Below are 25,160 nucleotides of genomic sequence, written 5' to 3'. Positions count from 1 at the left end.
CGATGCCACCCTAGGCGGCTATGAAGGCGCCGAGAGGGGCGCGAAAGCCGAGGACATTCACCGTTGCCGCGCTGTCTTTTGGGGTGCGTCCGAAGGTGTTGATCAGGATGAGGTAGCCGCAGATGATCGCGGCCAGCACTCCGCAGACGTAGATGGCCATGTGCGCTGGAGTCCAGAAGCTGTCGCGACCGATGGAGCGATGCCAGGAGACGTTCCATGCTCCGCCGATCGAGGAGGAAGTGACGGCGAGCGCGCCGCACCAGATGTACCAGGGAACGCTCGCGGTCTTCGTGGATACCTGCGTGCTGGAGTGACCATCAGCGTACGGAGTTGGGAAGGTGGAGGAAGCCATAGGACCTCGCTGTCGATGCTACCGATGGCCCTATCTTATATGTTGTCGCGTATCGAGTTGTCTCACTTCTGAAATGGAAGATGGATCTTATCTGTGTTCAGAATGAAGGCGACAGCAGAGGGAACTACGCTTTTGTTTCGCGAGGAGCGCGTGAGACGGTTCTTTTTTTCGTCCGTGGTGTCGGTGTGCGAGGTGCTGGAGCGTTCCGTTTCGCACCTTTGCTCTGGATAGCGTTGGCCACGGCGGTGAGGGCTTCGTTGGAAAACTCGAGATCGTCAACGACGCGGGCGATGACGACAGCGCCGACCAGACTGGCGTAGAGTGCGATGGCTCGTTCGCGGCGAAGACTTGCAGATCGGCCCTGAACGATTTCGGAGAGGTAGTTGATGAAGGGCTTTAGTTCTTCGGTGACGGTATGTCGCGTGACGGATCCCTGACGTGCAATCTCGGAGCCGAGGGCGGCTATGGGACAGCCGCGGCCAGCGTTGTCACGGTGTTTGGCGGCGAGGTACTCGTTGGCGAGGGTTTCCAGAGGATCGCTGGAGTGGTCCATGGTGCGGATCCAGTTGTCACGCATCCGGGTGACGGCGCGTCTGCAGGCCTGGGCGACGAGATCATCTTTTGATTTGAAGTGGCCGTAGAATCCGCCATGGGTGAGACCGGCGCTCTTCATGAGATCAGCGACACCGATGCCGTCGATGCCGCGCTCTCGAAAGAGCCTGGTTGCAACATCAAGGATTCGTTCGCGGTTCTCTGCTGCCTTGGCACGGCTTACTCTCATCGAAGATCGACCTTGGGGTTGACTGAAGTTTGAGTCTTATTTTATGACGATCGTCATCTTTGTCGCGTTTGGCCACTCCGACTGTGAATCGGTTGCCGAAATTTGCTGACCAGCACGGAAGTTTTGCGATACAGTAGACACATCTTTTCGAAAAACTGATTTGTTTAGCTCCGTGCTTCAGGCGATGCGGCTCCCGCGATGTCTTTGGCGGAGCTTCCATTCCTTTCCGTTCCACCAGGATGTTCGTTCTCTTGCAGCTGCATCAGGATTTGAATTCATTGGATGAAAGAGGTGGCATGATGGGGATCTCCCGGCGCGATTTTCTGATGCGAGTAGGGCAGGTGGGTGGCTATAGTGCTGCGTTTGCAACGATGCAGTCTCTCGGGCTGATGCCGATGAAGGGTGCGGAGGCTGAGCCGATTCAGGCGGCAGCTGGGTCCGGCAAGGGCGTAAAGGTGGTGGTTCTGGGTGGTGGGATCGGCGGCCTGGTATCAGCCTATGAGCTGCAGAAGCTCGGATATGAGGTGACTCTGCTTGAGGCGCGCGAACGGCCGGGCGGGCGCAACTGGACCGGACGCGCCGGGCAGGAGGTTTGTTTCTGCGATGGAAGCAAACAGGCGATCAAATGGGAAGAGGGGAACTATCAGAACCTTGGGCCGGCGCGGCTGCCGAGCACCCACTGGACGATGTTGGGATATTGTCGCGAGCTCGGCGTTCCGATGGAGGTGGAGATCAATACGTCGCGCTCAACCCTACTTCAGAACGACCGGGCGAACGAGGGGAAGCCAGTGCCGCAGAGGAAGGCGATCAACGATACGCGTGGGCACGTTTCGGAGCTGCTGTCGAAGTGCATTGCACATGGGGCGCTGGACTCGGAGTTGACCAAAGAAGACCGCGAGCGGATGACTGCTTTTCTGAAGGTCTACGGACCGCTGAACGATAACGGTGCTTATGTTGGGTCGGAGCGGGCTGGATATAAGACGACGCCGGGCGCTGGGGCACAGGTGGGAGTGCCAGAGGTGCCGCTGGATATGCGGGTGCTGCTGGATGAGGACTTCTGGTATAACCTGTTTGTCGAAGAGGATTGGGACTGGCAGGCGACGATGATGCAGCCGGTGGGCGGGATGGACCGGATCCCGTATGCGTTTGCGAAGGCGCTGGGACCGGTCGTGCAGTACAACTCTCCTGTGAAGGAGATTCGGAAGTCTTCGAACGGTGTTCGCGTGTCGTATACGCAGGGCGGCGCGACGAAGCAGGTGGAGGCTTCTTACTGCATTATCGCGATGCCGTTTTCGATATTGAAGAAGACTCCGAATGACTTGTCGCCGACGTTCAAAAAGGTAGTGGACGAGAGCACGATGGGTGGGGCGTACAAGATTGCGTGGGAGAGCAGAAGGTTCTGGGAGCAGGACTACAACATCTACGGTGGGTTGTCGTACCTGATGCAGGGGCCGAGCCCGATCTGGTATCCTTCGTCCCGGCTGATGCACCCGACGGGTGTGTTGGTGTCGGGTTATACGGATGAGCTTGATACACCGTTCTACAACATGACTCTGGAAGAGAAGTTTGCCGCGTCGCGGGCGTCGATCGAGAAGATTCATCCGGGGCATGGGAATGAGCTGAAGAACCCTGTGTTTTGCGGATGGAGCAGGGTGCCGTGGAATGAGGGCTCATGGATTCGGAGTTATGGTGGCGGGAAGAGCGGGTATGACGTGATCATCCAGGCGGATGGGCCGATCTACTTTGCCGGCGATACGGCGAGCCACATTGTGGGATGGCAGGAGGGTGCGGCGCTGAGTGCGCGTCGTGCGGTGGGGATGATCTCCGATAAGGTGAAGTCGGCTAGACTTGCCGGGGCTGCTGGTGCGGTGCTTAGCTAGTTTTTTCTGGAAGCATAGGGAGTGATTGATGAAGATCAAGCTTGGGGTGATGGCGGCAGCGTTGATGGCTGTTGCGTGTGGAGTGCAGGCACAGGTTGTTGTGAAGCATCTGCAGCCGAATGAGAAGTCGCCTATCGCGAATGGTGTGTGGGCTGGAGACACGCTTTATCTGAGCGGGCAGCTGGCTTCGCCTGTGACGCCTGCCGATGAGGCGAAGGGGACTGCTGCGGTTTATGGCGATACGAAGACGCAGGCGATGAGCGCGTTAAATAAGATTCAGGCGCTGCTGAAAGAGCAAGGGCTGGATATGAAGGACGTCGTAAAGATGACGGTGTTCCTTGCGGGCGATCCGGAGAAGGGTGGCAAGCTGGATTTTCCGGGTCTGCAGGCGGCGTATACCCAGTTCTTCGGCACAAAGGATCAGCCGAATAAGCCCGCGAGGAGTGCTTTTCAGGTGGCGGCGCTGGCTGCTCCGTGGGCACTGATTGAGATAGAAGTGATCGCGGTGAGAGGGAAGTAGAGCTGTGCCGTAAATTATGCAATAAGCGACGATGACACACGTTGACCTGCGAGAGGTAGAGCTTTCTATCAGGAAGGCTCTACCTCCCGTTGTTCTGGAACGATTTTTCCAAGGCATTCAGCGTGGCGGGCTAGCAGAGGGCCGACACAGTCCTTGCGGGATGGCCGGCGCGTTCTTTCGGCGATCTACCTTAGATGTTGCCAAGCGTCGTAGGTGAAGATGCCGATGATACCTGCGGTCATAACCGCTGCCGCAACGCCAAAGACGCGGACAAATGGCGCGATTTTAGTTACCTTGCGAACGATCTCGGTCTGAATTTGTTGTTCGTGAGTTGCGTTTTCGCTGAGGAAGAGCTGGTCCTCTTCATAGCGGGTGAGCTGTCCCTTGTAGGCGAGTAGCGCGAGGAAACAGGCCGAAAATACCGCCCAGACGATTAGGAGAACAGGTAAAGCGCTCATAGCGGTTCCTCCGCCCTGTGACAGGGCCGACGTTCTTTTTTTCGGGCGGTCCGTGTTCCGAGTGATGCAACGTTTTTGCGTCTTTCGGAGCAGGCCGTCCGCCGCAATCATACGCTTGGAAGGGTGCGGTTCGACAGGGTTTTTCGAGGGGGAGACTAACTTATAACGGGGCTGGAACGCTAGTGCTGAGAGGCCCAGCGGATGCCCAGAAATGCTATGGTTGCGACCGTGGTGAGGACGGCACACAACATGATAAAGATGAACCACGCTGCACGATTTGCGGTCTTCGCCGAGGGCTGGGTGATGCCCATTGTATTGATGAAGGCGTTCGAGATGAAGAGGAGAAGTTTCACGTTAATTTAGAGGGAGGTACTGGTTGATGGTAGCAGGATTCTTAGGCCAACAGCTGAATCGGAACAGGCTGCGGCGCATCCTATGGAATGAGGGCTTGCCGGAGCGGTGGCATGCGCATACACTTAAAGATGTCTGAATCAGACAAGGAGATTTTCTGATGGCTACTGCATCCGTTACCCCCGAAGTTGTTGTTGGAGCACCACCTGCTTCGACTACGCCTGTGACCCTGACCCCTGCCGCGATCAACAAGGTTCGGGAGATTATGGCGACTCAGACTCCGGTCCCTGCTGGGCTTCGGATCGGTGTGGTTGGTGGCGGATGTTCGGGTTTCCAGTACTCTATGTCATTCGAAAATCAGAGCGGAATGATGGACAAGGTTTATAAGTTTGAGGATCTAAAGGTGTTTGTGGACGCGACCTCGGCTATGTACCTGCAGAATTGCACGGTGGACTACGTGGAGACGCTTGAGGCGGCTGGGTTCAAGTTTGAGAATGCCGCGGTGAAGAGCACATGCGGTTGCGGATCGAGCTTCAGCGTTTAGTTTTTTGAATTTGGTTTAGAAAAAAGCTCCGGCGGTTGCCGGGGCTTTTTTCGTCTTTTTTGGGCGTTTTTGGGGGTGGTTTCAGGAAAAGTGGTGGTTTGGACGTGGTGTTTTTGTGGTGAGATCGTGGTGTTTTGCGTGGTGGATGTGGTGGCTTGGCATCGGTCTGGCCGACAACGAAAAATGTGCCAACTTTTTCAGATTTATTTTTGAGGAGGTGAGGGAAGTTTCACGAGTTCGAGGACGAAGTCGAGGAAGGCGCGAAGTTTGGCGGGTGGAAGGTGGCGGGAGGGGTAGAGGGCGAAGAGGGGGAATCTCTCGTCGGGCCAGTTGTGGAAGATATCGATAAGGTCGCCACGGTCGAGTTCGGTCTGGACTGAGAGGGCGAGAACCTGGGCTATACCTGCTCCGGCGACGCAGGCTCCGAGGAAGGTGTAGGCGTCTGAGAGCACGAGACGGCCTGAGGTCTTGATGGGGACGATCCTGCGGCCACGATGGAACTCCCACTCGTAGGGCTGGTTGGTGCGCGGGTCTCGGAATTGGAGGCAGTGGTGTTTTGCCAGGTCGGTAAGCTTTTCGGGGCGTCCGTGCCTGGCGAGATACGATGGGGCCGCTACGGTGACGATGTGGGTTTCGAGGAGCTTGCGTGCGACGAGTGAGGAGGAGGGCGGTTCGCCGAAGCGGACAGCCAGATCAAAGCCTTCGGCGACGAGGTCTCCCAACTCTGGGCGTGTGAGGAGCTCGAGCGAGACCTCGGGGTAGCTGTCGAGAAAGCGGCCCAGATGCGGGGCGAGGAGAAGACTGGAAAAGAGCGGGTCCATGTTGACGCGGAGGCGGCCACGGACGGTGGCGGAAGACCCGGAGGCGAAGGTGACGGCATCGGCGATGCCGGAGAGGAGAGGGCTGGTCTCTTCGTAGAGGCGGCGGCCTTCGGCGGTCGGGGTGAGGGAGCGGGTGGTGCGGTCGAGCAGACGCACGCCGATGCGGGATTCGAGGCGGGCGATTGCGCGACTGACGGCTGGCTGAGTGATGCCGAGAGTCTCGGCTGCGCGGATGAAACTGCCGGCTTCGACAACTGCCATGAGCACGGTGATGCCGCTTAGCAGGCGATCATTCGGGGCGGTTGAGAGTGTCATCTTATTCATAATCGTTGGTAATGATTGTAGTTCTGTTTATGTATGAATAGTCATTTCGATTTTCCCATCCTATATGCGGATCTGATTTTGATTCCTCAAGGAGATTGACCATGTTTACAGTGATGGGAGTAACGGGTAATGTCGGCGGTGAGATGGCAAGAACTCTGCTGGCCGCGAAGAAGTCTGTGCGTGCGATAGTGCGCGATGCCAAAAAGGGTGAGGAGTGGGCGAGGCTGGGATGCGAGATCGCGGTTGCAGATTTGAATGATGTGAAGTCACTGACTGCAGCGTTTCAGGGAGTTGATGGTGTGTTTACGATGCTGCCGCCGATATACGATCCGACGCCTGGTTTCGCGGAGCATATGGCGATGTCGAAGGTTTTGACGGAGGCGTTGCAGTCTGCGCGCCCGAGGAAGGTGGTGCATCTTTCGACGATTGGAGCGCAGGCGACTGAACAGAATCTGCTGTCGCTGCATACGGCTCTCGAGAGGATGCTGGCAGAAGTATCCCTGCCGATTACGATTTTGCGTCCGGGCTGGTTTATGGAGAACTCGGCGCATAACGTCGCTTCGGCTCGTGACGAAGGCGTGATTTACAGCTTCCTGAGTCCGGCTGGTAAGGGCTTTCCGTTTATCGCGACTGCGGATATCGCGCGGGTTGGAGCTGAGTTGTTGCAGGAGATATGGAGCGGGCATCGCGTGGTCGAGTTGACGGGGCCGCGACCTGTATCTCCGAATGATCTGGCTGCTGGATTTGCAAAGGTGCTGGGGCGTCCGATTGCGGTGGAGCTGGTTCCGCGTGAGGAGTGGGAGGCGCTGTCTCGTTCACAGGGGATGAAGAATCCGACGCCGTGGATGCGGATGCTCGATGGATTCAATGAAGGCTGGATTGGATTTGAGAGACCAGCGGAGGTGCGGAAGGGCAAGGTTGAGTTGGAGACAGTCTTGAAGAGCCTGGTAGAACGGTCGGACGCATAAGACCGGAGGCAGTGTGGACCGCGGTCGAGAGTGATGACGGCATTGGTCGCTTATTCGGTTCTGAGGGCTTGCATGGGATCGATCTTCAGAGCACGAATGGCGGGAATGGCGCAGGCGGCGACTGCAGTCAGGAGAAGACTGCCGATCATGGCGGCGAAGACTACAGGGTCGTAGGGGCTGGTTCCGAAGAGTATCGAGCGGATGAGGGTTCCTGCGACTGCGCCTCCTGCGAGTCCGATGAGAAGGCCGAGGAAGACGGGACGCAGGCCGTCAAACAGGACAAGGCGCAGGACCTGAGAGCGTTGAGCGCCGAGTGCGATGCGAATGCCGATCTCGGTGATGCGCTGCGCGATGAGGTAGGAGAGGACGCCATAGAGTCCGATGGCGGCCAGAAGCAGGGACAGCAGCGCGAAGGCGAGCGTGAGGGTAGCGCTGAAGCTCTGGCTGGCGGTGGTCTTGCCGAGGATCTGCTGCATGGTGAGAACGTCGTAGACGGGAAGCGAAGGGTCGAGTGCGGCCACTTGTTTCTGCACGGGAACAGAGAGGAGGAGCGGATCACCGGCGGTGCGCACCATGATGGTGGAGCTGCTGACCTGGTTGGGAAGGCCGGACAGGACAGGGAAGTACATGGTGGGTTTAATGGGCTCGGCGACGTCGTAGACCGTGTCGCCGACTACGCCGATGATCTCGTAGTTTTCCGGTTCGGGCGTGTCCCAGCTGACTCTGATGTGCCGGCCGATGGGGTTATCTCTGGAGAAGTATTGATCGGCGAATTTTTTACTGACGACGAGGTAGTGATCGCGGGTGAGACGCTCTTGATCGGTGAAGACGCGGCCGCTGATGAGCGGGATCTGCATGACCTTGAAGTATTCGGGATCGGCGGAACGATAGATGGCGTCGTCCTGCAGGACGGAGGCGGCTGGCGGGTGCTCGGGGATGGTGAAGACATCGTCGCCTTCGTAGCCTCCTCCGGGAGGAGTGGAGACAAGGGCTGCAGAGGTGACTCCGGGTAGGCGTCGCACCTTTTCGAGCAGAGACTCATGGAAGGCTACGACCTTTTCCCTGGTGTTGTACTGATTCTCCGGCAGGCCGTACTTGATGGTGAGGACACGATCGGTGACGCAGCCGAGATCGGTGGTTCTGAGATGCATGAAGCTTTTGAAGAGGAGGCCGGCGGAGAAGAGCAGGATAACGGTGAGGGCGATCTCGACAGCGAGCAGAGTTTTGCGCATGGTTGCGCGTGAGGTGCTGCCTCCGACGGATCGCGAGGACTCCTGAAGAAGTCCGAAGGTCATCTTTCCTGTCGCTGAGATGGCGGGCAGGAGACCGGCCAATAGTGCCGTCAGCACGACGAGACCCATGGAGAAGGCGAGGACGGTGGTGTCCATCCGGACTATCTCGGCGCGGGGGAGGGTCGTCCAGTGGGTTGCGAGCCAGCGGGTTGTGAGCGCAGAGATTGCCAGTCCTAGTACACCTCCGGCGGCGCAGATGAGCAGGCTTTCGGTCATCTGTTCGCGGATGAGGGCGAGACGTGTGCCGCCGAGCGCACCGCGCACCGCGATCTCTTTGCGCCGGGCTGCGCTTCGTGCGACGAAGAGGTTGGAGACGTTGAGACAGGCGATGAGCAACATGCATCCGACGGCGCAAAAGAGGACAGTGAGTGGAGTCTTTATGTCGAGGACCACGTCGTCGATCATGGGCCGGGAGACGGCGCTTTCTGCGACGGGCTTCGACGCGTTGGCCAGATGCAATTGGTACTGCAGGGCGCTGACTTGTTCGAGTGCCGATGCGGCGGTGACTCCGGGCTTGAGCCTGGCGATGACGTGGCTCTGATGATTGTCGTGCGCGTCGTATTGGCGTGCGTTGAGGGTTTGGGCGTAGGGCACCCAGACCTGGGTCCGCGCATCGGGATAGGTGAACGAGGCGGGGAGGACGCCGGTGACCGTGTACGGATTGCTGTCGAGACGGACCTGTTTGCCTATGATGGAAGCGTCTCCGGCAAAGCGCCTTTGAAAGATGTTCCAGGTGAGCAGGACAACGTGGTTTGCACCGACCTGATCTTCTTCCGGGGTGAAGGAGCGGCCGTGGGCCATCTGAATACCGAGGAGGGGAAAGAGATTCCAGGAGCCACCGGCGGCCTGGACCACCTCGGGCAGTTCGGCATGTTCGCCGGCGAGATTGAAGCCATAGTCGCGCCAGGCCGCCATGTCCTGATAGCCGTTTGTATGCGCGCGCCAGTCGTGGAAGTCACCAGGTGCGACGACGTTGAATCCATCGCCGAGTTCGAAGTTGTGAAAGTGCTCGTAGACCATGACGAGATTGTTGGGATCGTGGAAGGGAAGCGGCTTGAGCAGGACGGCGCGGACGATGGTGAAGAGCGAGGTGGTGGCGCCGATGCCAAGGGCCATGACGAGGACGGCGACGATGGCAAAGCCGGGAGAGCGGCGGAGGGTTCGGGCGCCGTATCGTATGTCGCGGGCGAACTTTTCCAGCCAGTTCCAACTCCAGGTGGAACGCGCCTGGTCATGGAGAAGAGTTGGATTGCCAAAGGTGCGCAGGGCGGCGGAGCGTGCTTCGGCCGGGGCCATTCCGCCGGCGATGTTTTCGGAGATCTGTTGATCGAGGTGGAACTGCATCTCCTGGTCGAGACGAGCTGTTTCGGAGTTGCGGCGGAAGAGCATCAGCATGGCCATGCGGAGACGTTGGATCCAGCGCATCTCTAGTACCTCCGTTGCTATACGTTCTCGACCACCAGGTTGATGGCGCTGGAGAGCCTGTTCCAGCTTTCCTTCTCACGCTCCAACTGGGTGCGTCCGGCGGCGGTGAGAGAGTAGAACTTCGCCTGACGACCGGTTTCGGTCTCGCTCCACTTGGCGCGTATCCATGCCTGCTGCTCCAGGCGGTGGAGAGCGGGGTAGAGGGAGCCCTGTTGGACCTGAAGGACCTCGTTCGAGATCTGTTGGATGCGCTTGGCGATGGCCCAGCCGTGCATCGGCTCGAGTGCGATGGTCTTGAGGATGAGGAGGTCTAAAGTGCCCTGCACGAGATCGCTTGGCTTACCCATACTGTGACTATCTACACAAGGCTATTGTAGATAGTCAACAATAATTTTTTTGACGGTCGGGTTGGGAGGCAAGGGCAGCTCTTAAGGGCAACGACGACTGCAAGTTAGTTGTCCGCTTAGTGACCTTCGGGAGCTTTGGCTGGTGCTTTGAAGCTCTTGGTGAGCAGGACCAGCGGCGCGGCGATGAGGGTGATGACGCCGATGATGTGGAAGCAGTCCATGAAGGCGAGGAGTTGAGTTTGGGCATGGAGCTGGTCGTAGACGCGTCCATAGGCTGCGGTGACGGCGTCGGCGGGAGAGAAGCCGTGGGCTTGCAGGTAGGCGGCGGTCTGGTGGATGTTCTGCTGGAGCGTGCTGGAGGAGGCTGCGATGGTTGAGCCGACTCGGTCCTGGTGGAAGTTCTGGCGGCGCTCGGACATGGTGGTGATGAAGGCGATGCCGAAGCTGCCGCCCCAGTTGCGGAAGAAGTTCGTGAGGGACGAGGCTTTGTTGTTTTGTGCGGGGCTTAGCTGCGAGTAGGCGATGACCGAGAGCGGCACGAAGAAGAAGCCGTAGCCGAGGCCCTGGAGGGCGCGGGCGAGGGCGTAGTGCTTGTAGTCGGTGTCGAGGTTGAAGTGGCTGTAGTGGAGGAAGGACATGCCGACGATCATGACGGCTCCGAAGAGCAGGATGCGGGGCTTGACGATGCCGCGCTGGACCAGCTGCGCGCCTACTGGGGCCAGGAAGGTGATGACCAGGGCTCCGGGTCCAAGGACGAGGCCGGCGTCGATGGCGCGGTAGCCGTAGAGGGACTGGAGGAGCTGCGGGATCATGGTGGTGGAGGCGAAGAGGCCGAAGCCGAAGACGAAGTAGAAGAGGTTGGCGAGGGCGAAGTTGCGGACCTTGAGGAGGCGGAAGTCGATGATGGGGTCGGGGACGTGGAGCTCCCAGAAGACGGCTGCGGTGAGGCAGGAGATGCCGATGACGAACATCGCGATGATGAAGCGGGAGCCGAACCAGTCGTCGATCTGGCCGCGGTCGAGGAGGACTTCGAGGGCTGCGGAGCCGAGGCCGACGAGGGCGATGCCGATGCCGTCGACGCGGAGCTTGCCTGGCTTTCCGTTCACTGCGGGGCCGCGGACGGTCTTGCGCTCTTCGGCGTAGGACTCGGGATCGTGGACGAAGCGGTTGGTGAGGAAGAGGGAGAGCAGGCCGACGGGGATGTTGATGAAGAAGACCCAGCGCCAGTTGTAGTTGTCGGTGATCCAGCCGCCGAGGACGGGCCCGATGGCGGGTGCGGTGACGATGGCGACGGTGTAGAGGGCGAAGGCGGAGGCGCGTTTGGCGGGAGGGAAGGCGTCTACGAGGATGGCCTGTTCGACCGGGGCGAGGCCGCCGCCGCCGATGCCTTGGAGGACGCGCGAGAGGAGCATGATGCCGAGGGTGGGGGCGATGCCGCAGAAGAACGACGTGATGGTGAAGAGCGCCACGCAGGCCATGTAGTAGGTCTTGCGGCCGAAGACGCGGGAGAGCCAGGCGGACATGGGCAGGACGACGGCGTTGGCGACGAGGTAGGTGGTGAGGATCCAGGTGACCTCGTCGTAGGAGCGGCCGAGACCGCCGGCGATGTAGGGGAGCGAGACGTTGGCGATGGAGGTGTCGAGCAGCTCCATGAAGGTGGCCAGGGTGACGGTGAGGGCGACGACCCAGGGGTTGATGATGGGGCGGGACTTACGGAGCTGGACTACGGACTTGGCCGGCTGTGGGGGAGTGGCCTGGAGTGGCTCGATGAGGGTGGCGGTGGCCATGGACTTCTGCATCTCCTCTCGGTTTGGGGGTGCGCAGTCTCGAAAAAGAGACTGAACGGTTTCTTTAAGCATCTGATTCATGAGAGGCGCCGTACGATGCGTTTTCTTGCTGCTGTAGGATTTCGGAGCAGGTAGGGCGGCGAGGGGAGAGAGATGGGAAAAGGTGAGTTGACGCGGCAGAGGATTATCGAGGAGGCGGCGCCGATCTTTAATCAGCGGGGGTTTGCCGGGTGCTCGATGCAGGATGTGCTGGATGCTACGGGGCTGGAGAAGGGTGGGGTTTACCGGCACTTCGAGAGCAAGGAGGAGCTGGCGGCGGAGGCGTTTCGGTATGCGTGGGCGCGGGTGGCGAAGGCGCGGCGGGAGGGGCAGGATGCGATTCCGGGCGCGGTGGAGAAGCTGAGATACTCGGTGAGGCGGTTTGCGGAGACTCCGGGGATCTTTCCGGGCGGGTGTCCGCTGATGAATACGGCGATCGATGCGGATGATGGGAATCCGCTGCTGCGGAGCCTGGTGTGCGTGGCGATGAAGGAGTGGAAGGCTCGGCTGGCGAGCATCGTGGAGGATGGGATCGCCGAGGGGGAAATTCGGGGAGAGGTGAAGCCGCGGCGGATCGCGAATACGATTATTGCGACGCTGGAGGGGGCGTTGATGATCAGCCGGCTGGAGGGGAATCGCAGTGCGGTGGAAGATGCGCGGGAGTCGCTGGAGATGATGTTGGGTGGGATTGAAATTATTTGAGAGGGCGATTCGGAGGCAGGAAAATCCCCGAGGCGAACTCGGGGATTTTTTGTTGGTGACGGTTTGGAAAGATCCTATCTTGCGTTGTCGATCATTGGATCATTGGACTGTTACCTGAAACGTGAAAAACGGGTTTTGAACGTTACTTGTCGAGTCTGTAATGTTCACGCCGATGTTGTAGACGCCTGCTGGTGTTGCGAGTGTGTTGCTGCCGGAACTGGAGGGTGAGGACGAACTGCAGCCGGAGAGTGAGATCAGCCCTGCGGCGATCATCAGCGCGATCAGCCTGCCACTCCGACTCCACTTTGAAGAACGTCGCGGGATGAGGATCAGGAAGAGAAAGCTGGCCAAGGCAGTCCCTTGAAGGGGGATGGCGAGTCGGCGAAGAAGAGCGGTGGTGGGTGCGGTCGTGGTGATGGTCAGGGTGGTAGTGGCCGGGCCGCTTGACGGGGTAATCGAAGCTGGTGTGAACGTGCAGGTCACTCCGGTAGGTAGTGGCCCGCAGGCGAACTTCAAGGTGCCTGTGTAGCCGACCGAGGGATTGACGGTAAATGTCGCTGTTGCTGATTGCCCAGCCTTGACGACGGCGGAGATTGGAGAGGTGGTGATGGAGTATTCCGGAACGTCGACCCCGAAGGTATTGGAGGTGCTTGGCAGGTTGGCTACGTCGCCTGAGTAAGTTGCGGTGACCGGGTGATTCCCAGCTGTGAGAAACGTGTAGGTGAAGGATGCTGTTCCGTTCAGGACCGGAGCAGTACCGAGTGTGGTAGTTCCAGAGTTGAAGGTTACCGTGCCAGTGGGGTTGAGGCCCGAGACCGTAGCGTAGAAGAGAGGCTCAGTGTTAAGTCCGGTCCCGGTGAATGAGAGTTCGAGAACTGTCTTTGAAGCGACTGGTGCGATTGCCAGCGAGAGCGGGTTGGAGGAGCTTGCCACGCTGTTGATGTCTCCGGGGTAGTTGGCGATGACGGCAAACGTGCCTGCTGCGGGGAACGAGATCGCCAGGGTGGCGACTCCGTTGGTCAGCGGTGCGATGCCGAGTATTTTGCCGTCCGCAACGAAGGAGACTGAGCCGGTTGGGGTGGCTCCTATAGTGGCTCCTATAACTGTCGCGGTGAGGGTGAGTTGCTGGCCGGGCGCCGCTCCGCTGGTGGAAGACGAGAGTGTCGTCGTCGAAGTGTAGGATATGGGAACCGATGGACCGGGGTTGAGTTGATTAAGGAGAGAGGTGACCGCTCCGCCTACGCTGTAGAGGTAGTCCAAAGCGTGGTCCGCTGCTGGAGGAGGCGCTGTGTTATTGAGTCGAGCGAGCGTCGCAATGCTACTGGTGGCAGCGCCCAGAGGGTAGTTATTGGAGTCGGGTGTGAAGTTGCCCGTGCCGTCTCCGAGAAGTACCTGGAGTCTGGGAGCAATGACTAACAAGTACTGCAAGATTAGATCTGGATGACCGTCTCCGTTGACATCACCGATTGCGACCAGTGGCGTAGTTCCCGCCTGGGGGCTGAAAGCGGACGTGCTGTAGAAGGGAGTTGTTTGAAAGGTGCCGTCCCCATTTCCTGCGTATAGGCCAATACTGGTGGCGTTGTTGAAGATCACCAGGTCAGGCTTCCCGTCACCATTTAAATCGCTGACAGCAAGGATAGTTCCGGTGATTCCGAGAGGTTGTTGTGTGAAGGTCCCGTCGCCGTTTCCAAGGCTAACCGTGTCCCCTCCAATTATGTCCAGCTTATGATCGTTGTTCAGATCCGCGGCGAAGCCGATGGTGTTGTACGGAAGCGGCAAGGAAACAGGAGTAGCGAAGGTTCCGTCTCCATTCCCGGCCAAGAAGAGAACTCCACTCGGGGGTTGCGGCGCTTCTGGGTCCACATTCTCAGCTTTATAGGGGAGAATGAGGTCGAGTTTGTTGTCGCCGTTGAAGTCGCCCACTAGAGGAGTTAGCGCAGAGGTTATCGTGAGGTTTTGAGGGGTTGTGTTCGGCTGAAAGACGCCGCCACCATTACCGCGATAGAAATAGAGCGATGTGGTTGAGAGGGTGTTTCCATGGAAATCGACAGCTCCGGGAAAGATGGTCACGGCATCGAGATTGCCGTCCCCGTTGAAGTCGCCGGTGACAAGAAGCTGGCCGGTGCCGGAGGATCGGCTCGAAACCAGGAATGTGCCGTTACCCCTGCCCAGGGCAGCCACGAGATTGCCCGCGGAGTCGATCGAAAGTACATCGGAGATGCCATCCGCGTTTAGGTCAGCGCTGATGGCCACGCCGCTTCCGCCACCCAGCAAGGTCGTTGGAGGGCCCTGGAAGGTGCCGTTGCCATTGCCGACGAGGGCGACTGACTCCACATCCGACTGGAAGTAGAGGTTGGTGTTTCCATTGCTCCCGGTCTGTGCGATTGCAAAAGTCGATACGCCATAGCTTTCACCCAGAGACAAGTCTCCGCTGCCATCGTTGAGGGCGATCGAAGTCACATAGCCGATTAGAGCGAAGTTGGTGATGTTGCTCGTGCTGGTGTTCTGAAAAGGCACGATCCAGCTGTAGTTCACGGACGGATCGAGCGGGAGATTGGAGCCGGTGACGAGCTTTCCGCTGGGATCGCCAAGCAAAACTTGAAGTGAAGTCGCAGAGCCCTGCGCGGGCGATCCAAGAAAAGCAATATCGGCTAAACCGTCGCGGTTAAAGTCTCCAGTGACAAAAGGCCGGCCTCCTGGGGCGCTCGCAGTCGTGAGCTGTGGGGTGTTCAGTGTCCCATCACCCTTGCCGTAATAGACCGCAATTTGCGTGTTTCCTGCGACGATGTCTTGCTTGCCATCGCCGTTGAAGTCACCGGCGCTTATATAGAGGAAAGACACACCTGCTGGCGCGGCGTAGAGGGAAGCGGTAAGGAGCGAGCCTGGTTTGCCGCTGCCCTGATTGAGCAGGACACCCACCTGCGAAGATCCTATGAGGACGGCAACATCGAGATAACCGTCCCCGTTCAGATCGACGGTAGTAAGCGTTGGAACGCTGGCCGCTCCTGGAACCGCATAGTAGGACGCTGCCTGGAAGGTTCCGTCGCCGTTGCCAAGCACTACTCCGATGTATGCAGGCTGGTTGGGAGTCTGGCAAGAGAAGGCGAGATCGCTCTTAGAGTCATTATTTAGATCTGCTGCCACGACTGACTGTGGCTGGCATGTCAATTGAATGGTGCCGAAGGTTGGCGAGTGATTCGCGCCATTGTTGAACGATATGCCTATCGCGTTAATGCCGTTTGGGGCGGCCTGGTCCACTTGACCGTCGCCATTGAAGTCCGCGTATGCATAGGTGCTCGATGGGAAGAGCGCGAAATCGAATGGAAGTACTGGAAAGATTGGTGTTTGAGAGAAGGCGGGGAGGGTGAGGAGAAGGGTGATTAGGAAGGCGAGGAGTGAACGGGCTCCGGAGGGGGTCTTGCACCAAGGAGTGGCAGTCATTGTGGCATGTCCTTCAAAAGATGCTCAGCGGGAACAGGTTTGTGAATCTCGTACCGTGCTTTTATTCGGGGAGTCATGCCGCCTGAAAGATTTATTCGTGGCGACGGAAATGTCTCACAAATAGTACAGGAACGCAGTTTTGCGGTCGTTGAGAATATTGTGACCCGTTTGGGGGATGGTAACGGTGTGTCATTCTGACACGCGTTTTGGTGGCGGGAGCGTCTAAGATGGACGAGTAACTTCTAGCTGAACGGGTGCTGCAGGGTTTTATGACTGAGTTTGTGATCAAGCTGGCGGATGAGCGTGGACGGGTGATGGAGCAGAGCCACGCGGCGGCTACGGCAGAGGAGCTGAAGGCGCGGTTCACGCAGGCGGGGTACTTCGTCTATTCGGTCAAGGCGAAGAGTGCGCTGGGGGCGAGCAAGAAGAAGGTGAAGCTGGAGACGTTTCTGGTCTTCAATCAACAGTTTCTGACGTTGATCAAGGCGGGGTTGCCGATTCTGGGCTCGCTGGAGCTGCTGGGTAAGCGGCAGAAGATTCCGCACTTTCGCGCGCAGTTGGAGGATGTGGCGTCGCGGGTGAAGACGGGGGAGTCGATCTCGCAGGCGTTTGAGGCGCAGGGCGGATTTCCGATTGTTTATACGACCACGCTGCTGGCGGGAGAGCGGTCGGGAAATCTGGAGGAGGTGCTGCAGCGGTTCCTGGACTTCCAGCGGGTGTCGCTGACGTTTCGGAAGAAGCTGAAGGCGAGTCTGATCTATCCGGCGCTGCTGGTGGTGATGGTGATTGCGCTGTTTATCTTTCTGATCACGTTTGTGGTGCCGCGGTTTGCGCAGCTCTATGACCAGTTGGGGACGAAGCTGCCGGCGTTGACTACGTTCCTGCTGAACCTGGGGCGGGAGGCGCAGGCTTACGGGATTTATGTTGCGGTGGTGGTGGGTGTGGTTGGATTTTTGCTGTATCGGTGGTCGAAGACGGATGCGGGCGCTAGCCTGATCGACAAGATTCGGATCAAGCTGCCGGTGTTTGGCAGTGTGTGGCTGAAGTATCAGGTGGGGTTGTTTTCGCGGACGCTTTCGACACTGCTGACGGGTGGATTGCCGCTGGTGCCGTCGCTTGAGACTGCGGCGAAGTCGATCGATTCGCGGCAGATTGCGAGCGCGGTCTATAAATCCGTCGAGACGGTTCGCGAGGGGAAGGGTTTGTCGGTCAGTCTGCAGGCGACGAAAGTGTTTCCGGAGCTGGCGATCGAGATGATCGAGGTGGGCGAATCGACTGGTGCGCTGCCGCAGATGTTGAATTCTGTGGCGGAGTTTTTTGAGGAGGATGTGCAGACGAATCTTACGGCGGCGATGAGTTTGATTGAGCCGCTGATCCTGATCATGATGGGGCTCGTGGTGACGACGATTCTGATTGCGCTGTATCTGCCGATCTTCAGCCTAAGTGCGGGTGGAACGGGCGGGCAGTAGGGAACGGCGGGATTCTTCTTTGCGTACCCTTTGGAGGCCTGAGCGGAGTGCGGCTCGGCCTCGCGGCAGGGAGGGTTTATGGATGCGAAGGCTCCGGCACGGGTGATCGAGATGCGAGGGGGTGCTGGTCGCGGTGTCTCTTCTGGGTATCGTGCGTATGGGTATCCTCGCTGGCTGAAGGTGGCTTTCTGGATCTGCGTTGTGATCGCGGTTGCGGTGGTGTTGCGTCGAATGGCGGTGCTTGCTAATCCGACGCAGGGTGGATCGTCACCCACGGCGGCCCTGGATGCGGTGTTCGCGTCGCATGCTGCTTTGACGCTTGCGCATATTCTTCCGGCGATGGCGTTTGTTCTTCTGAGTCCGTTTGTGCTGTTGCAACGATCCGGTGCGGTGTGGGCGGAGCGACTGTTCTTTCCGCTGGGGGTATGGGTGGGGGTGACTGCGTATGCCATGAGCGCCCATCCGGTTGGTGGATGGGTGGAGCGATCTGCGGTGCTGCTGTTCAATAGCTTCTTTTTGTTTTCGCTGGGGCGAGCCTTTGTGGCGGCGCGGCGGGGCGAGGCGCTTGAAAAGATGCGGTGGATGTTGCGGTCGGTTGCGATTCTTCTTGGCATTGCAACGACGCGGCCGGTGATGGGTGTGTTCTTCGCTACGAGCCGGTTGACGCATCTTGAGCCCGGGCAGTTCTTCGGCATTGCGTTCTGGATCGGCTTTTCGATCAACACGATTGCTATGGAGCTCTGGCTGCGTTCGAGGGGAGATCGGCTTCCTGTTGCTGGTTAGAGAGGATTTGGGCCGATCTTCGGGGCATGCGGGCTAGAGGTTACAATTCGTCAAGCTCTGACGGGGTGAAGGAGTTGACTGTGATCTCTCGGCGTTGGGTGTTGCGAGGCGTGGTGGCGGTGGCTCCGCTGATTGTGCTGGTTGGGTGTACCAGCTCGTACTACAAGGCGATGAAGACGTTTGGCAAGGAGAAGCGGGACATTCTGGTGTCGCGGGTGAAGGACTCGAAGAAGGATCAGCAGCAGGCAAAGGAGCAGATCAAGACGACGATGGAGTCGTTTCAGGAGTTGACGGGGTTTCAGGGTGGGTCGCTGGAGAAGAACTATAAAAAATTAAACGGGGAGTACGAAAAAGCTGCGGATAGTGCGCAGAAGCTGCATAACCGCATTGATTCGATTGATCAGGTCTCGAACGATCTCTTCAAGGAGTGGCAGAAGGAGATCGACGGGATGGAGAACAAGAAACTGAAGGCGCAGTCGGCGTTGATGCTGCGACAGTCGCGGTTGAGTGAGGCGGGGTACATCAAGTCGATGCGGCAGACTGAGGCGCGGATGACGCCGGTGATTACGGCGTTTCGGGATCAGGTTACTTTCTTGAAGCACAATTTGAATGCGCGGGCGATTGGCTCGTTGAAGGGGACCTCGGCGCAGATGTCGACGGATGTGGATGTACTGATGGTGAGCCTGGATGCGTCGATCGCGCAGGCGGATGCGTTGATTGCTTCTTTGAATGCGGATCAGCCGTAAAGATATGTCCTGCCGGACGGGCCCACTGCGCGTGGGGCGACCACTTCGTGGTGGGTATACCACGTCGGCTGGTCCTCCCGTTGGTCGGAGAGAAGATTGTGCCGACCAACGGGAGGACCGAAGCAGCTAGCCTCGCCCAAACAAGGTATACGCGTCACGAAGTGACCGCCTCCCGCGCAGGGAGCCCGTCCGGCAGGACATCGTCTGTCAGAGACTCTGCTTGAGCACCCGCTTGGCAGCGAGCGAGAGCATGAGGCGGGAGATGCCGCTGAAGATCATGCTGATGCCGACCAGCGTTCCGATGACCCAGACCGTACTCGCAGGCCACGACCGCCAGATCATGATCGCGAGAATCAGCGTAATGACACCGTCGAACAGGAGCCAGCTGGCGCCGTGGCGGGGGCGAAGCTGGAACGACTGGATGATCTCGACGATTCCTTCGAAGACCAGATAGACGGCAAGGATCAGCGTGAGGACGATGAGGGCATCGAGTGGGTGCAGCAGAAGATAGATTCCGGTGAAGAGGTAAATGGCCCCGACGAGCAGCTCCCAGAGCACGCCGCCGGTGGTGTGGGTCTTGAAGGCGAAGACGAAGTGCGTGATTCCACTGATGATCATGGCCCACGCGAAGATGAGGGTCACTGCGAGACCGGAGAACGGTGGTACCAGGATGGCGAAGAGACCGGCCAGGATGAGTAGAATGCTGAGGGCGATGGACCAGTTGATGGCTTTGGGGGCGAGCGCGGCTAAAGTCGGCGGGTAGGTGCTCATGGTCGGGTCCTCCAAAAGACGTAGGTCTGTGAGCCCAAACGGGGTTGCGCGGAGGATACCATAAGAGGTGATTCTGCTGAATAATAGAAGATTGGACGGAAGTTTTCGTCTTCGGCGGATACTGGTTTTTGCACAAAGGTTTTTCACAAAGGGATTCGCGCAAAGAAAGCCGTTTGAACACACTGTGAATGACGCGAAGGTGTGAGTGACGGTTGGTTGGAAGAGGAGTCTTACGAATATGGCAATGGCACCGTTGGCAATACCGATCAATGAGGCGGGGATGGGCGAGATAGAGCGGGCGCAGCTGCTGGCGCGGCGCTATCGTGCTGATTTCGTTGACCTGAAGAACTTCAAGATCTCGCATGAGCTGTTCAAGAGTGTGCCCGTGGACATGATGTTCCGGTACAACTTCGTGCCGTTGGAGCAGATGGAGGGCAAGCTCGCGATTGCGGTCTCCGACCCTTCGAAGCTGATGGTGCTGGACGAGATCTCCGGGCTGCTGGGGCAGCGGCTGGTGACGCGGGTGGCGACACTGAGCCAGATCACCGAGCTGCTGAAGAAGACCGAGCAGAGCCAGCGTGTGCTTGATGAGGCGAGCGAGGGGCTGGCGTTCGATGTGCTGCACGGCGATGAGAATCAGGACTCGAATATTTCGATTGAGCGGCTGACGAGCGAAGACGATATCTCGCCGATTATCCGGCTGGTGGATACGACTATCTTTACCGCGCTGGAGCGGCGTGCGTCGGATATTCACCTCGAGACGTTCGATGATTCGCTGCTGGTGAAGTACCGCATCGACGGCGTGCTGCAGCAGGCGATGGCCCCGATTGCGCGCGAGCATCATCAGACTATTTTGTCGCGTATCAAAGTTATGAGCGAGCTGGATATCGCAGAGCGGCGTGTGCCGCAGGATGGACGTTTTCGCGTTCGCTACAAGGGCAGGCTGATCGACTTCCGTGTTTCGATTATGCCGACGGTGCATGGCGAGAATGCTGTGCTCCGTGTGCTTGACAAAGAGTCGATGTCGGAGAAGTTCAAGTCGCTATCGCTGGATGTGGTGGGATTCGCGGCGAAGGATCTGGAGAGATTCCGTCGGTACATCAAAGAGCCGTACGGCATGGTGCTGGTGACGGGGCCGACGGGTTCGGGTAAGACGACGACTCTTTACGCGGCGTTGAACGAGATTAAATCAGAAGAAGATAAGATCATCACGATTGAAGATCCGGTTGAGTATCAGATTCGCGGAATTACGCAGATTCCCGTGAACGAGAAGAAGGGGTTGACGTTTGCGCGAGGATTGCGGTCGATTCTGCGCCATGACCCGGACAAGATTCTGGTCGGAGAGATCCGCGATGCGGAGACGGCGCAGATTGCCATCAACTCCGCGCTGACGGGTCATCTTGTGTTTACGACGGTGCACGCGAATAACGTGGTCGATGTGCTGGGCCGGTTTTTGAACATGGGCGTCGAGCCTTACAACTTTGTTTCGGCGCTGAACTGTATTCTGGCGCAGCGGCTGGTGCGGCAAGTTTGTGAATTTTGCGTGAGAGATGTGCACTACAGCGACGCGGAGTTGCTGGCGAGCGGGCTGGAGCTGCAGGAGTGGCGCGGGTTCAACTTCCGCGAGGGGCCGGGATGTATTGAGTGTGGCGGGACGGGGTATCGCGGCCGGTCGGCGATCCACGAACTGCTGGAGCTGGATGACGAGATTCGCGAGATGCTGCTGGCGAAGAAGCCGGGAAGCGAGATTCGCAAGAAGGCCAAGCAGAAGGGAATGGCTTTTCTGCGGGATTCGGCGCTGGAGAGAGTAAGGGACGGGATTACGACGCTGAAAGAGATCAATAAGGTTACGTTTATCGAGGCGGGACGGTAAGGGCGGTGAGTGGAAACACTCCATTCCTAAGTTCACGGCTTTTTGGTTGGACGTGCTTTCTGCTGGCACTTCTTGCGGTTTGTACCATGCCTCGTAGCATTCATAGCGCTTGGCTGGGAATGGCTAACTCGGCATGGCGATGGCCCGCAGTAGTCTTCATCGTCTGCATTCGCTCGCTATGGATTTATGTCTTCGCAAAACGGTGGATTTTAATAGGTCAAGCGCATTCTGAGAGTAAGTAGCTTGATGAAGAAAAACAGGTAGTCTAGGACGGAATGGAAATTTTACCGAAGACATTGGGCACGCGGCCGCGGCTGGCGGTTGAGGTTCGCGCAGAGGGCGTTGTGGCGGCGCGGGCCGAGGATGCGGCGGCCCTGTTGACCTCTGTGGCGCGGGTGGACTTGGCGAATGGTGCGGTTGCGCCGGGGCTGAAGGCGGGCAACCTCGTCGACAAGAGTTCGGTGACGGCTGCGGTGAAGAAGGCGCTTGATACGGTTTCGGGGCGTGGCTCGTCGGATCGCGCAGAGCGGGGCGCTGGGCGACTGCGCGATGTGACGCTGATTGTGCCGGATGCGGCGGTGCGGGTGCTGTTTCTGGACTTCGAGCAGCTGCCTACCAAGGCGGCCGAAGCACTGCCGCTGGTGCGGTTTCGTTTGAAGAAGCTGCTGCCCTTCGACTCGGATGACGCGATGGTGAGCTACCAGGTGATGTCGAGCGAGAAGGGAACGATCAGGCTGCTGGCGGTTGCGATGCCGAAGGCTGTGCTCGAGGAGTATGAGGCGATGGTGCTGGCCGCGGGGTATCTGCCGGGAGCGGTGCTGCCGAGTACGCTGGCCGCGCTGGCGGGGCTGGATGAGACTTCGTCGCCGGTGCTGGTGGTCAATGCCGGGCTGGGCTCGGTGACGACGGCGATTGTGCAGGGGGGGGTTCTGCTACTGCATCGCTCGGTGGATATGGGCGCAGGGGCGAGTGCTCCGGCTGAACTTGTGGACAGCGCGATACCGCTGGTGGACCGGGAGAGTTCGGTGCAGGAGTGGGCGCGGCAGGAGCCGCTGGGGCCGGAGGGATGGGAGCGATTCGATGCGCCGTCTGCGATGCCGCCTTCGGTGATGAACTCGGCTTTGGTGCGGGAGATTGAGGCCCAGGCGGCAGCGCGGGAGGTGGCGCAGGCGGTGAGTGTGGCGGCGGCGTACTTTGAGGATTCGCTGCAGTCGGCCCCGGAGCAGTTGCTGATGGCGGGAACGCTGGATGTGGGGACGCTGACGGCGGCGACCGAAGAGAACGGGCTGGAGGGCCTGCGGGTGCGCGAGATGATGGATTCAGGAATGATGGAGGCGGGTGCGGTGACGGCGAGTGTGCCGCGAGGCTGGCTGGCCGGCGTCCGGGGAGCGCTGAAGAACTGATGCGGATCTCTGTCAATCTTGCGAATCGACCGTTTATTGAGCTGAGGCCGCTGTTTGCGAAGCTGCGGCTGGCGATGGTGGTGCTGGCGTTGCTGGCGGTGGGGCTGGGGTTTGCCCTGCACTCGTTGAATGCGAAGGCGAAGGTGGCGCAGGCGCAGATGGATGCGCTGAAGGCGAAGACGCAGAGGTTCCAACAGGAACGAATGGCGAACGAGGCAAGGATGCGGCAGCCGCAGAATATGGCGGTGCTGGATCGGTCGCATTTTCTGAACACGATGTTTGCGGTAAAGAGCTTCAGCTGGACGGCCGTGATGATGGACCTCGAGAAGGTGCTGCCGGTCGGAGTGCAGGTGACAAGCATCGATCCGGCGATTACGAAGGAAGGCGATGTGAATATTCGGCTGCGCGTGAGTGGGGATCGCGAGAAGGCGGTGCAGCTCGTGAGAAACCTTGAGACGTCGCAGCGGTTCCTTTCGCCGAGGCTTGCGTCGGAGCAGGCGCAGACCCAGGAGGGAAATCGGAATGCGACGCAGGTGACGGTTCCCGGCGCGGTGCAGTTCGATGTGTTGAGCGGATATAACCCGCTGCCGGAGAAGGCGGCGAAAGATGTCGCTGCGAAGGGCAAGGGCGGTACCGCAGAGGGCGATTCGCCTGCGGATGGCGTGAAGAAAAAGAGGGCTCCGAGGAGTGCTTCTCCCGCATCTCCAACGACCGGCGTGAAGACTCCAGCGCAGAAGGGAGCAGCGCGATGACGACGGTTGCCGAGAAGAAACGAACCGCAGTTGCGGCGAAGCAGTGGGCCGAGAAGGCAAGTCGACTGGGTACGCTGAAGAACTTCCATATTGCGGGAGCGATGGCGCTGGGGCTGGTGAATCTTTACTTGCTGGCGCATATGGCGTTTGCGTGGCGGGCGGCGAATAGTCAGAATGCAGCTGCGCTTGCAGACCAGACAATACAGATGAAGACCGCCGAGATTGCAAAGCAGCCACTGGAAGGTTTGGACGAGAAGCTGGCGCAGGCCACGAAGGATGCGGACAAGTTCTACAAACAGCGCCTGCCCTTTGCTGACTCCCAGGTGGCAGGGGAGGTCGGTGCGTTGGCTAAGAAGCAAGGGGTGAAGCTGACGCGAGTACAGTATGCGCACTCTCCTGTAATGGACGGGACCGCCGGCGCACTGACCGAGACTCGAATGGATGCAAGTTTGAGCGGGGATTATCGGCCGCTGGTGCTTTTTATCAACTCGCTGGAGCGGGACAAGATGTTCTTCCTGATTACCGGGCTGACACTGACCGGGCAGCAGAGCGGGACGGTCGGGCTGCGGCTGCGGCTGACGACGTATCTGCGGTCTCCGGTGGGGACCGAAGGCTCGGAGAAGACTGTGGCAGGTGCGGAGGAGAAGGCGGCAGACAGCGCCTCGGAAGGCCATGCTGCGGGAGGCCGGCGATGATGCGGCTGACGGCGGATCAACAGAAGAAGGGCGCTGCGATCGGTGCGTTCGTGCTGGTTGCGGCTGGGGTCTTGTACTACGAGCTGCGTGATGACAGTCCTGCGCCGGTTGCGCCGCCTGTTGTCGTGACGGCTCCGGCGAGGTCTGCTCCTGCTGCGGGAGCGGTCGTCGCATTGCCGTCGGGAAATATCGCGGGCGCGGCGGCGAAGAAGCTGGGGACCACCTCGGCACAGCTCGATCCGACGCTGCGAATGGATGCGATGCTGGTCACCGAATCGCTGGTGTACTCAGGCAGTGGGCGAAATATATTTTCTGCAAACTCGGCGCCGATTGAGATTCCGAAGCCGATCGCGCCAGTGCGAGCGGTAAAGGCTCCGCCGCCAGGACCGCCGCCACCACCTCCAGGGCCGCCACCACCGCCGCCAATCGACCTGAAGTTCTTCGGCACTGCGACCGCGGCGAACGGAACGCGCAGGGCGTTTCTGCTGCATGGAGAGGATGTGTTCCTGGCCTCCGATGGCGACATCGTGCAGCGGCGGTATAAGGTAATCACCATCTCGGCTAATTCGGTAGAGGTTGAGGATATGGCGAATAACAACAAGCAGACGCTGCCGCTGCTGGCGCGGTGAAGCTGCT

At 59.1% G+C, this 25,160-nt stretch carries 23 protein-coding genes; 13 read left to right on the top strand and 10 right to left on the bottom strand.

Annotated elements, in window-relative coordinates; genetic code table 11:
* Positions 1-10 precede the first annotated feature (10 nt).
* Both HDF09_RS20655 and HDF09_RS05915 read right to left on the bottom strand, forming a co-directional pair.
* On the bottom strand, positions 11-352 hold the full coding sequence (locus HDF09_RS20655; RefSeq protein WP_260180937.1) for a hypothetical protein: 342 nt from the start codon (positions 350-352) through the stop codon (positions 11-13).
* Between the two features lie 124 nt (positions 353-476).
* On the bottom strand, positions 477-1,133 hold the full coding sequence (locus tag HDF09_RS05915; RefSeq protein ID WP_183762811.1) for a TetR/AcrR family transcriptional regulator: 657 nt from the start codon (positions 1,131-1,133) through the stop codon (positions 477-479).
* A 296-nt stretch (positions 1,134-1,429) separates the two neighbouring features.
* Here HDF09_RS05915 and HDF09_RS05910 point away from each other — a divergent pair, with 296 nt between their 5' ends.
* Both HDF09_RS05910 and HDF09_RS05905 read left to right on the top strand, forming a co-directional pair.
* Positions 1,430-3,013: a flavin monoamine oxidase family protein gene (locus tag HDF09_RS05910; RefSeq protein WP_311718784.1), complete on the top strand. Its 1,584-nt coding sequence runs from the start codon at positions 1,430-1,432 to the stop codon at positions 3,011-3,013.
* A gap of 28 nt (positions 3,014-3,041) precedes the next feature.
* On the top strand, positions 3,042-3,533 hold the full coding sequence (locus tag HDF09_RS05905) for a RidA family protein (protein ID WP_183762808.1): 492 nt from the start codon (positions 3,042-3,044) through the stop codon (positions 3,531-3,533).
* A gap of 185 nt (positions 3,534-3,718) precedes the next feature.
* Here the strand turns inward: HDF09_RS05905 and HDF09_RS05900 are convergent, their stop codons facing one another.
* Both HDF09_RS05900 and HDF09_RS05895 read right to left on the bottom strand, forming a co-directional pair.
* Positions 3,719-3,991, bottom strand: coding sequence for a hypothetical protein (locus tag HDF09_RS05900; protein WP_183762805.1), 273 nt, complete (start codon positions 3,989-3,991; stop codon positions 3,719-3,721).
* A 179-nt stretch (positions 3,992-4,170) separates the two neighbouring features.
* Positions 4,171-4,344, bottom strand: a complete 174-nt coding sequence (locus HDF09_RS05895) for a hypothetical protein (protein WP_183762802.1) — start codon at positions 4,342-4,344, stop codon at positions 4,171-4,173.
* A 158-nt stretch (positions 4,345-4,502) separates the two neighbouring features.
* On the opposite strand from HDF09_RS05895, the gene HDF09_RS05890 reads away from it, so the two are divergent.
* Positions 4,503-4,886, top strand: coding sequence for a HesB/IscA family protein (locus tag HDF09_RS05890; protein WP_183762798.1), 384 nt, complete (start codon positions 4,503-4,505; stop codon positions 4,884-4,886).
* Between the two features lie 203 nt (positions 4,887-5,089).
* On the opposite strand, the gene HDF09_RS05885 is transcribed toward HDF09_RS05890, so the two are convergent.
* Entirely contained in the window at positions 5,090-6,022 is a 933-nt protein-coding gene (locus tag HDF09_RS05885) for a LysR family transcriptional regulator (RefSeq protein ID WP_183762794.1), read from the bottom strand.
* Positions 6,023-6,132: 110 nt separating this feature from the next.
* On the opposite strand from HDF09_RS05885, the gene HDF09_RS05880 reads away from it, so the two are divergent.
* Entirely contained in the window at positions 6,133-6,999 is an 867-nt protein-coding gene (locus HDF09_RS05880) for an NmrA family NAD(P)-binding protein (protein WP_183762791.1), read from the top strand.
* Positions 7,000-7,049: 50 nt separating this feature from the next.
* On the opposite strand, the gene HDF09_RS05875 is transcribed toward HDF09_RS05880, so the two are convergent.
* The 3 genes from HDF09_RS05875 to HDF09_RS05865 all read right to left on the bottom strand — a co-directional run bounded on the left by HDF09_RS05875 (position 7,050) and on the right by HDF09_RS05865 (position 11,862).
* Positions 7,050-9,716, bottom strand: a complete 2,667-nt coding sequence (locus tag HDF09_RS05875; RefSeq protein ID WP_183762788.1) for an ABC transporter permease — start codon at positions 9,714-9,716, stop codon at positions 7,050-7,052.
* Between the two features lie 17 nt (positions 9,717-9,733).
* Positions 9,734-10,063: a PadR family transcriptional regulator gene (locus HDF09_RS05870; RefSeq protein WP_183762785.1), complete on the bottom strand. Its 330-nt coding sequence runs from the start codon at positions 10,061-10,063 to the stop codon at positions 9,734-9,736.
* Between the two features lie 116 nt (positions 10,064-10,179).
* The gene (locus HDF09_RS05865; protein ID WP_260180936.1) at positions 10,180-11,862 is read right to left on the bottom strand and encodes a DHA2 family efflux MFS transporter permease subunit; all 1,683 of its coding nucleotides are present in this window, start codon (positions 11,860-11,862) and stop codon (positions 10,180-10,182) included.
* Positions 11,863-12,003: 141 nt separating this feature from the next.
* Between HDF09_RS05865 and HDF09_RS05860 the strand changes: the two genes are divergently transcribed.
* A complete protein-coding gene (locus HDF09_RS05860) occupies positions 12,004-12,591 on the top strand; it encodes a TetR/AcrR family transcriptional regulator (protein WP_183762782.1) in 588 nt (195 codons plus the stop codon).
* Between the two features lie 99 nt (positions 12,592-12,690).
* Here the strand turns inward: HDF09_RS05860 and HDF09_RS05855 are convergent, their stop codons facing one another.
* Positions 12,691-16,032, bottom strand: coding sequence for an FG-GAP-like repeat-containing protein (locus tag HDF09_RS05855; RefSeq protein ID WP_183762779.1), 3,342 nt, complete (start codon positions 16,030-16,032; stop codon positions 12,691-12,693).
* Between the two features lie 269 nt (positions 16,033-16,301).
* Here HDF09_RS05855 and HDF09_RS05850 point away from each other — a divergent pair, with 269 nt between their 5' ends.
* The 3 genes from HDF09_RS05850 (at position 16,302) to HDF09_RS05840 (ending at position 19,030) form a co-directional block, all read left to right on the top strand.
* Complete coding sequence (locus HDF09_RS05850) at positions 16,302-17,501, top strand: type II secretion system F family protein (protein WP_183762776.1); 1,200 nt, start codon at positions 16,302-16,304, stop codon at positions 17,499-17,501.
* A 78-nt stretch (positions 17,502-17,579) separates the two neighbouring features.
* Positions 17,580-18,284 carry a DUF2306 domain-containing protein gene (locus HDF09_RS05845; protein WP_183762773.1) on the top strand — a complete coding sequence of 235 codons (705 nt, stop codon included), beginning with the start codon at positions 17,580-17,582 and terminating at the stop codon, positions 18,282-18,284.
* Positions 18,285-18,364: 80 nt separating this feature from the next.
* A complete protein-coding gene (locus HDF09_RS05840; protein ID WP_183762770.1) occupies positions 18,365-19,030 on the top strand; it encodes a DUF2959 family protein in 666 nt (221 codons plus the stop codon).
* Between the two features lie 207 nt (positions 19,031-19,237).
* On the opposite strand, the gene HDF09_RS05835 is transcribed toward HDF09_RS05840, so the two are convergent.
* Positions 19,238-19,801 (bottom strand): HdeD family acid-resistance protein, encoded by a 564-nt coding sequence (locus tag HDF09_RS05835; protein ID WP_183762767.1) that lies wholly within the window; start codon positions 19,799-19,801, stop codon positions 19,238-19,240.
* Positions 19,802-20,039: 238 nt separating this feature from the next.
* On the opposite strand from HDF09_RS05835, the gene HDF09_RS05830 reads away from it, so the two are divergent.
* The 5 genes from HDF09_RS05830 (at position 20,040) to HDF09_RS05810 (ending at position 25,153) form a co-directional block, all read left to right on the top strand.
* The gene (locus HDF09_RS05830; RefSeq protein ID WP_183762764.1) at positions 20,040-21,674 is read left to right on the top strand and encodes a GspE/PulE family protein; all 1,635 of its coding nucleotides are present in this window, start codon (positions 20,040-20,042) and stop codon (positions 21,672-21,674) included.
* 275 nt (positions 21,675-21,949) lie between these two features.
* On the top strand, positions 21,950-23,077 hold the full coding sequence (locus HDF09_RS05825; RefSeq protein WP_183762761.1) for a type IV pilus biogenesis protein PilM: 1,128 nt from the start codon (positions 21,950-21,952) through the stop codon (positions 23,075-23,077).
* Positions 23,077-23,829, top strand: coding sequence for a PilN domain-containing protein (locus HDF09_RS05820; protein WP_183762758.1), 753 nt, complete (start codon positions 23,077-23,079; stop codon positions 23,827-23,829). The genes HDF09_RS05825 and HDF09_RS05820 overlap by 1 nt, the downstream gene beginning before the upstream one ends.
* Positions 23,826-24,524 (top strand): hypothetical protein, encoded by a 699-nt coding sequence (locus tag HDF09_RS05815; protein WP_183762755.1) that lies wholly within the window; start codon positions 23,826-23,828, stop codon positions 24,522-24,524. Before HDF09_RS05820 ends, HDF09_RS05815 begins: the two co-directional genes overlap by 4 nt.
* Positions 24,521-25,153 (top strand): hypothetical protein, encoded by a 633-nt coding sequence (locus HDF09_RS05810; RefSeq protein WP_183762751.1) that lies wholly within the window; start codon positions 24,521-24,523, stop codon positions 25,151-25,153. Before HDF09_RS05815 ends, HDF09_RS05810 begins: the two co-directional genes overlap by 4 nt.
* Positions 25,154-25,160: the final 7 nt, after the last annotated feature.

Source organism: Edaphobacter lichenicola (genome assembly GCF_014201315.1).
Taxonomy (GTDB): Bacteria; Acidobacteriota; Terriglobia; order Terriglobales; family Acidobacteriaceae; genus Edaphobacter; species Edaphobacter lichenicola_B.
This window is presented reverse-complemented; position numbering and strand designations above follow the sequence as displayed.

Excerpts from the sequence above, each read along its gene's own strand:
- HDF09_RS20655 (WP_260180937.1), bottom strand. The coding sequence starts at position 352 with ATGGCTTCCTCCACCTTCCCAACTCCGTACGCTGATGGTCACTCCAGC.
- HDF09_RS05915 (WP_183762811.1), bottom strand. The coding sequence starts at position 1,133 with ATGAGAGTAAGCCGTGCCAAGGCAGCAGAGAACCGCGAACGAATCCTT.
- HDF09_RS05910 (WP_311718784.1), top strand. The coding sequence starts at position 1,430 with ATGATGGGGATCTCCCGGCGCGATTTTCTGATGCGAGTAGGGCAGGTG.
- HDF09_RS05905 (WP_183762808.1), top strand. The coding sequence starts at position 3,042 with ATGAAGATCAAGCTTGGGGTGATGGCGGCAGCGTTGATGGCTGTTGCG.
- HDF09_RS05900 (WP_183762805.1), bottom strand. The coding sequence starts at position 3,991 with ATGAGCGCTTTACCTGTTCTCCTAATCGTCTGGGCGGTATTTTCGGCC.
- HDF09_RS05890 (WP_183762798.1), top strand. The coding sequence starts at position 4,503 with ATGGCTACTGCATCCGTTACCCCCGAAGTTGTTGTTGGAGCACCACCT.
- HDF09_RS05885 (WP_183762794.1), bottom strand. The coding sequence starts at position 6,022 with ATGACACTCTCAACCGCCCCGAATGATCGCCTGCTAAGCGGCATCACC.
- HDF09_RS05880 (WP_183762791.1), top strand. The coding sequence starts at position 6,133 with ATGTTTACAGTGATGGGAGTAACGGGTAATGTCGGCGGTGAGATGGCA.
- HDF09_RS05875 (WP_183762788.1), bottom strand. The coding sequence starts at position 9,716 with ATGCGCTGGATCCAACGTCTCCGCATGGCCATGCTGATGCTCTTCCGC.
- HDF09_RS05870 (WP_183762785.1), bottom strand. The coding sequence starts at position 10,063 with ATGGGTAAGCCAAGCGATCTCGTGCAGGGCACTTTAGACCTCCTCATC.
- HDF09_RS05865 (WP_260180936.1), bottom strand. The coding sequence starts at position 11,862 with ATGCAGAAGTCCATGGCCACCGCCACCCTCATCGAGCCACTCCAGGCC.
- HDF09_RS05860 (WP_183762782.1), top strand. The coding sequence starts at position 12,004 with ATGGGAAAAGGTGAGTTGACGCGGCAGAGGATTATCGAGGAGGCGGCG.
- HDF09_RS05855 (WP_183762779.1), bottom strand. The coding sequence starts at position 16,032 with ATGACTGCCACTCCTTGGTGCAAGACCCCCTCCGGAGCCCGTTCACTC.
- HDF09_RS05850 (WP_183762776.1), top strand. The coding sequence starts at position 16,302 with ATGACTGAGTTTGTGATCAAGCTGGCGGATGAGCGTGGACGGGTGATG.
- HDF09_RS05845 (WP_183762773.1), top strand. The coding sequence starts at position 17,580 with ATGGATGCGAAGGCTCCGGCACGGGTGATCGAGATGCGAGGGGGTGCT.
- HDF09_RS05835 (WP_183762767.1), bottom strand. The coding sequence starts at position 19,801 with ATGAGCACCTACCCGCCGACTTTAGCCGCGCTCGCCCCCAAAGCCATC.
- HDF09_RS05830 (WP_183762764.1), top strand. The coding sequence starts at position 20,040 with ATGGCAATGGCACCGTTGGCAATACCGATCAATGAGGCGGGGATGGGC.
- HDF09_RS05825 (WP_183762761.1), top strand. The coding sequence starts at position 21,950 with ATGGAAATTTTACCGAAGACATTGGGCACGCGGCCGCGGCTGGCGGTT.
- HDF09_RS05820 (WP_183762758.1), top strand. The coding sequence starts at position 23,077 with ATGCGGATCTCTGTCAATCTTGCGAATCGACCGTTTATTGAGCTGAGG.
- HDF09_RS05815 (WP_183762755.1), top strand. The coding sequence starts at position 23,826 with ATGACGACGGTTGCCGAGAAGAAACGAACCGCAGTTGCGGCGAAGCAG.
- HDF09_RS05810 (WP_183762751.1), top strand. The coding sequence starts at position 24,521 with ATGATGCGGCTGACGGCGGATCAACAGAAGAAGGGCGCTGCGATCGGT.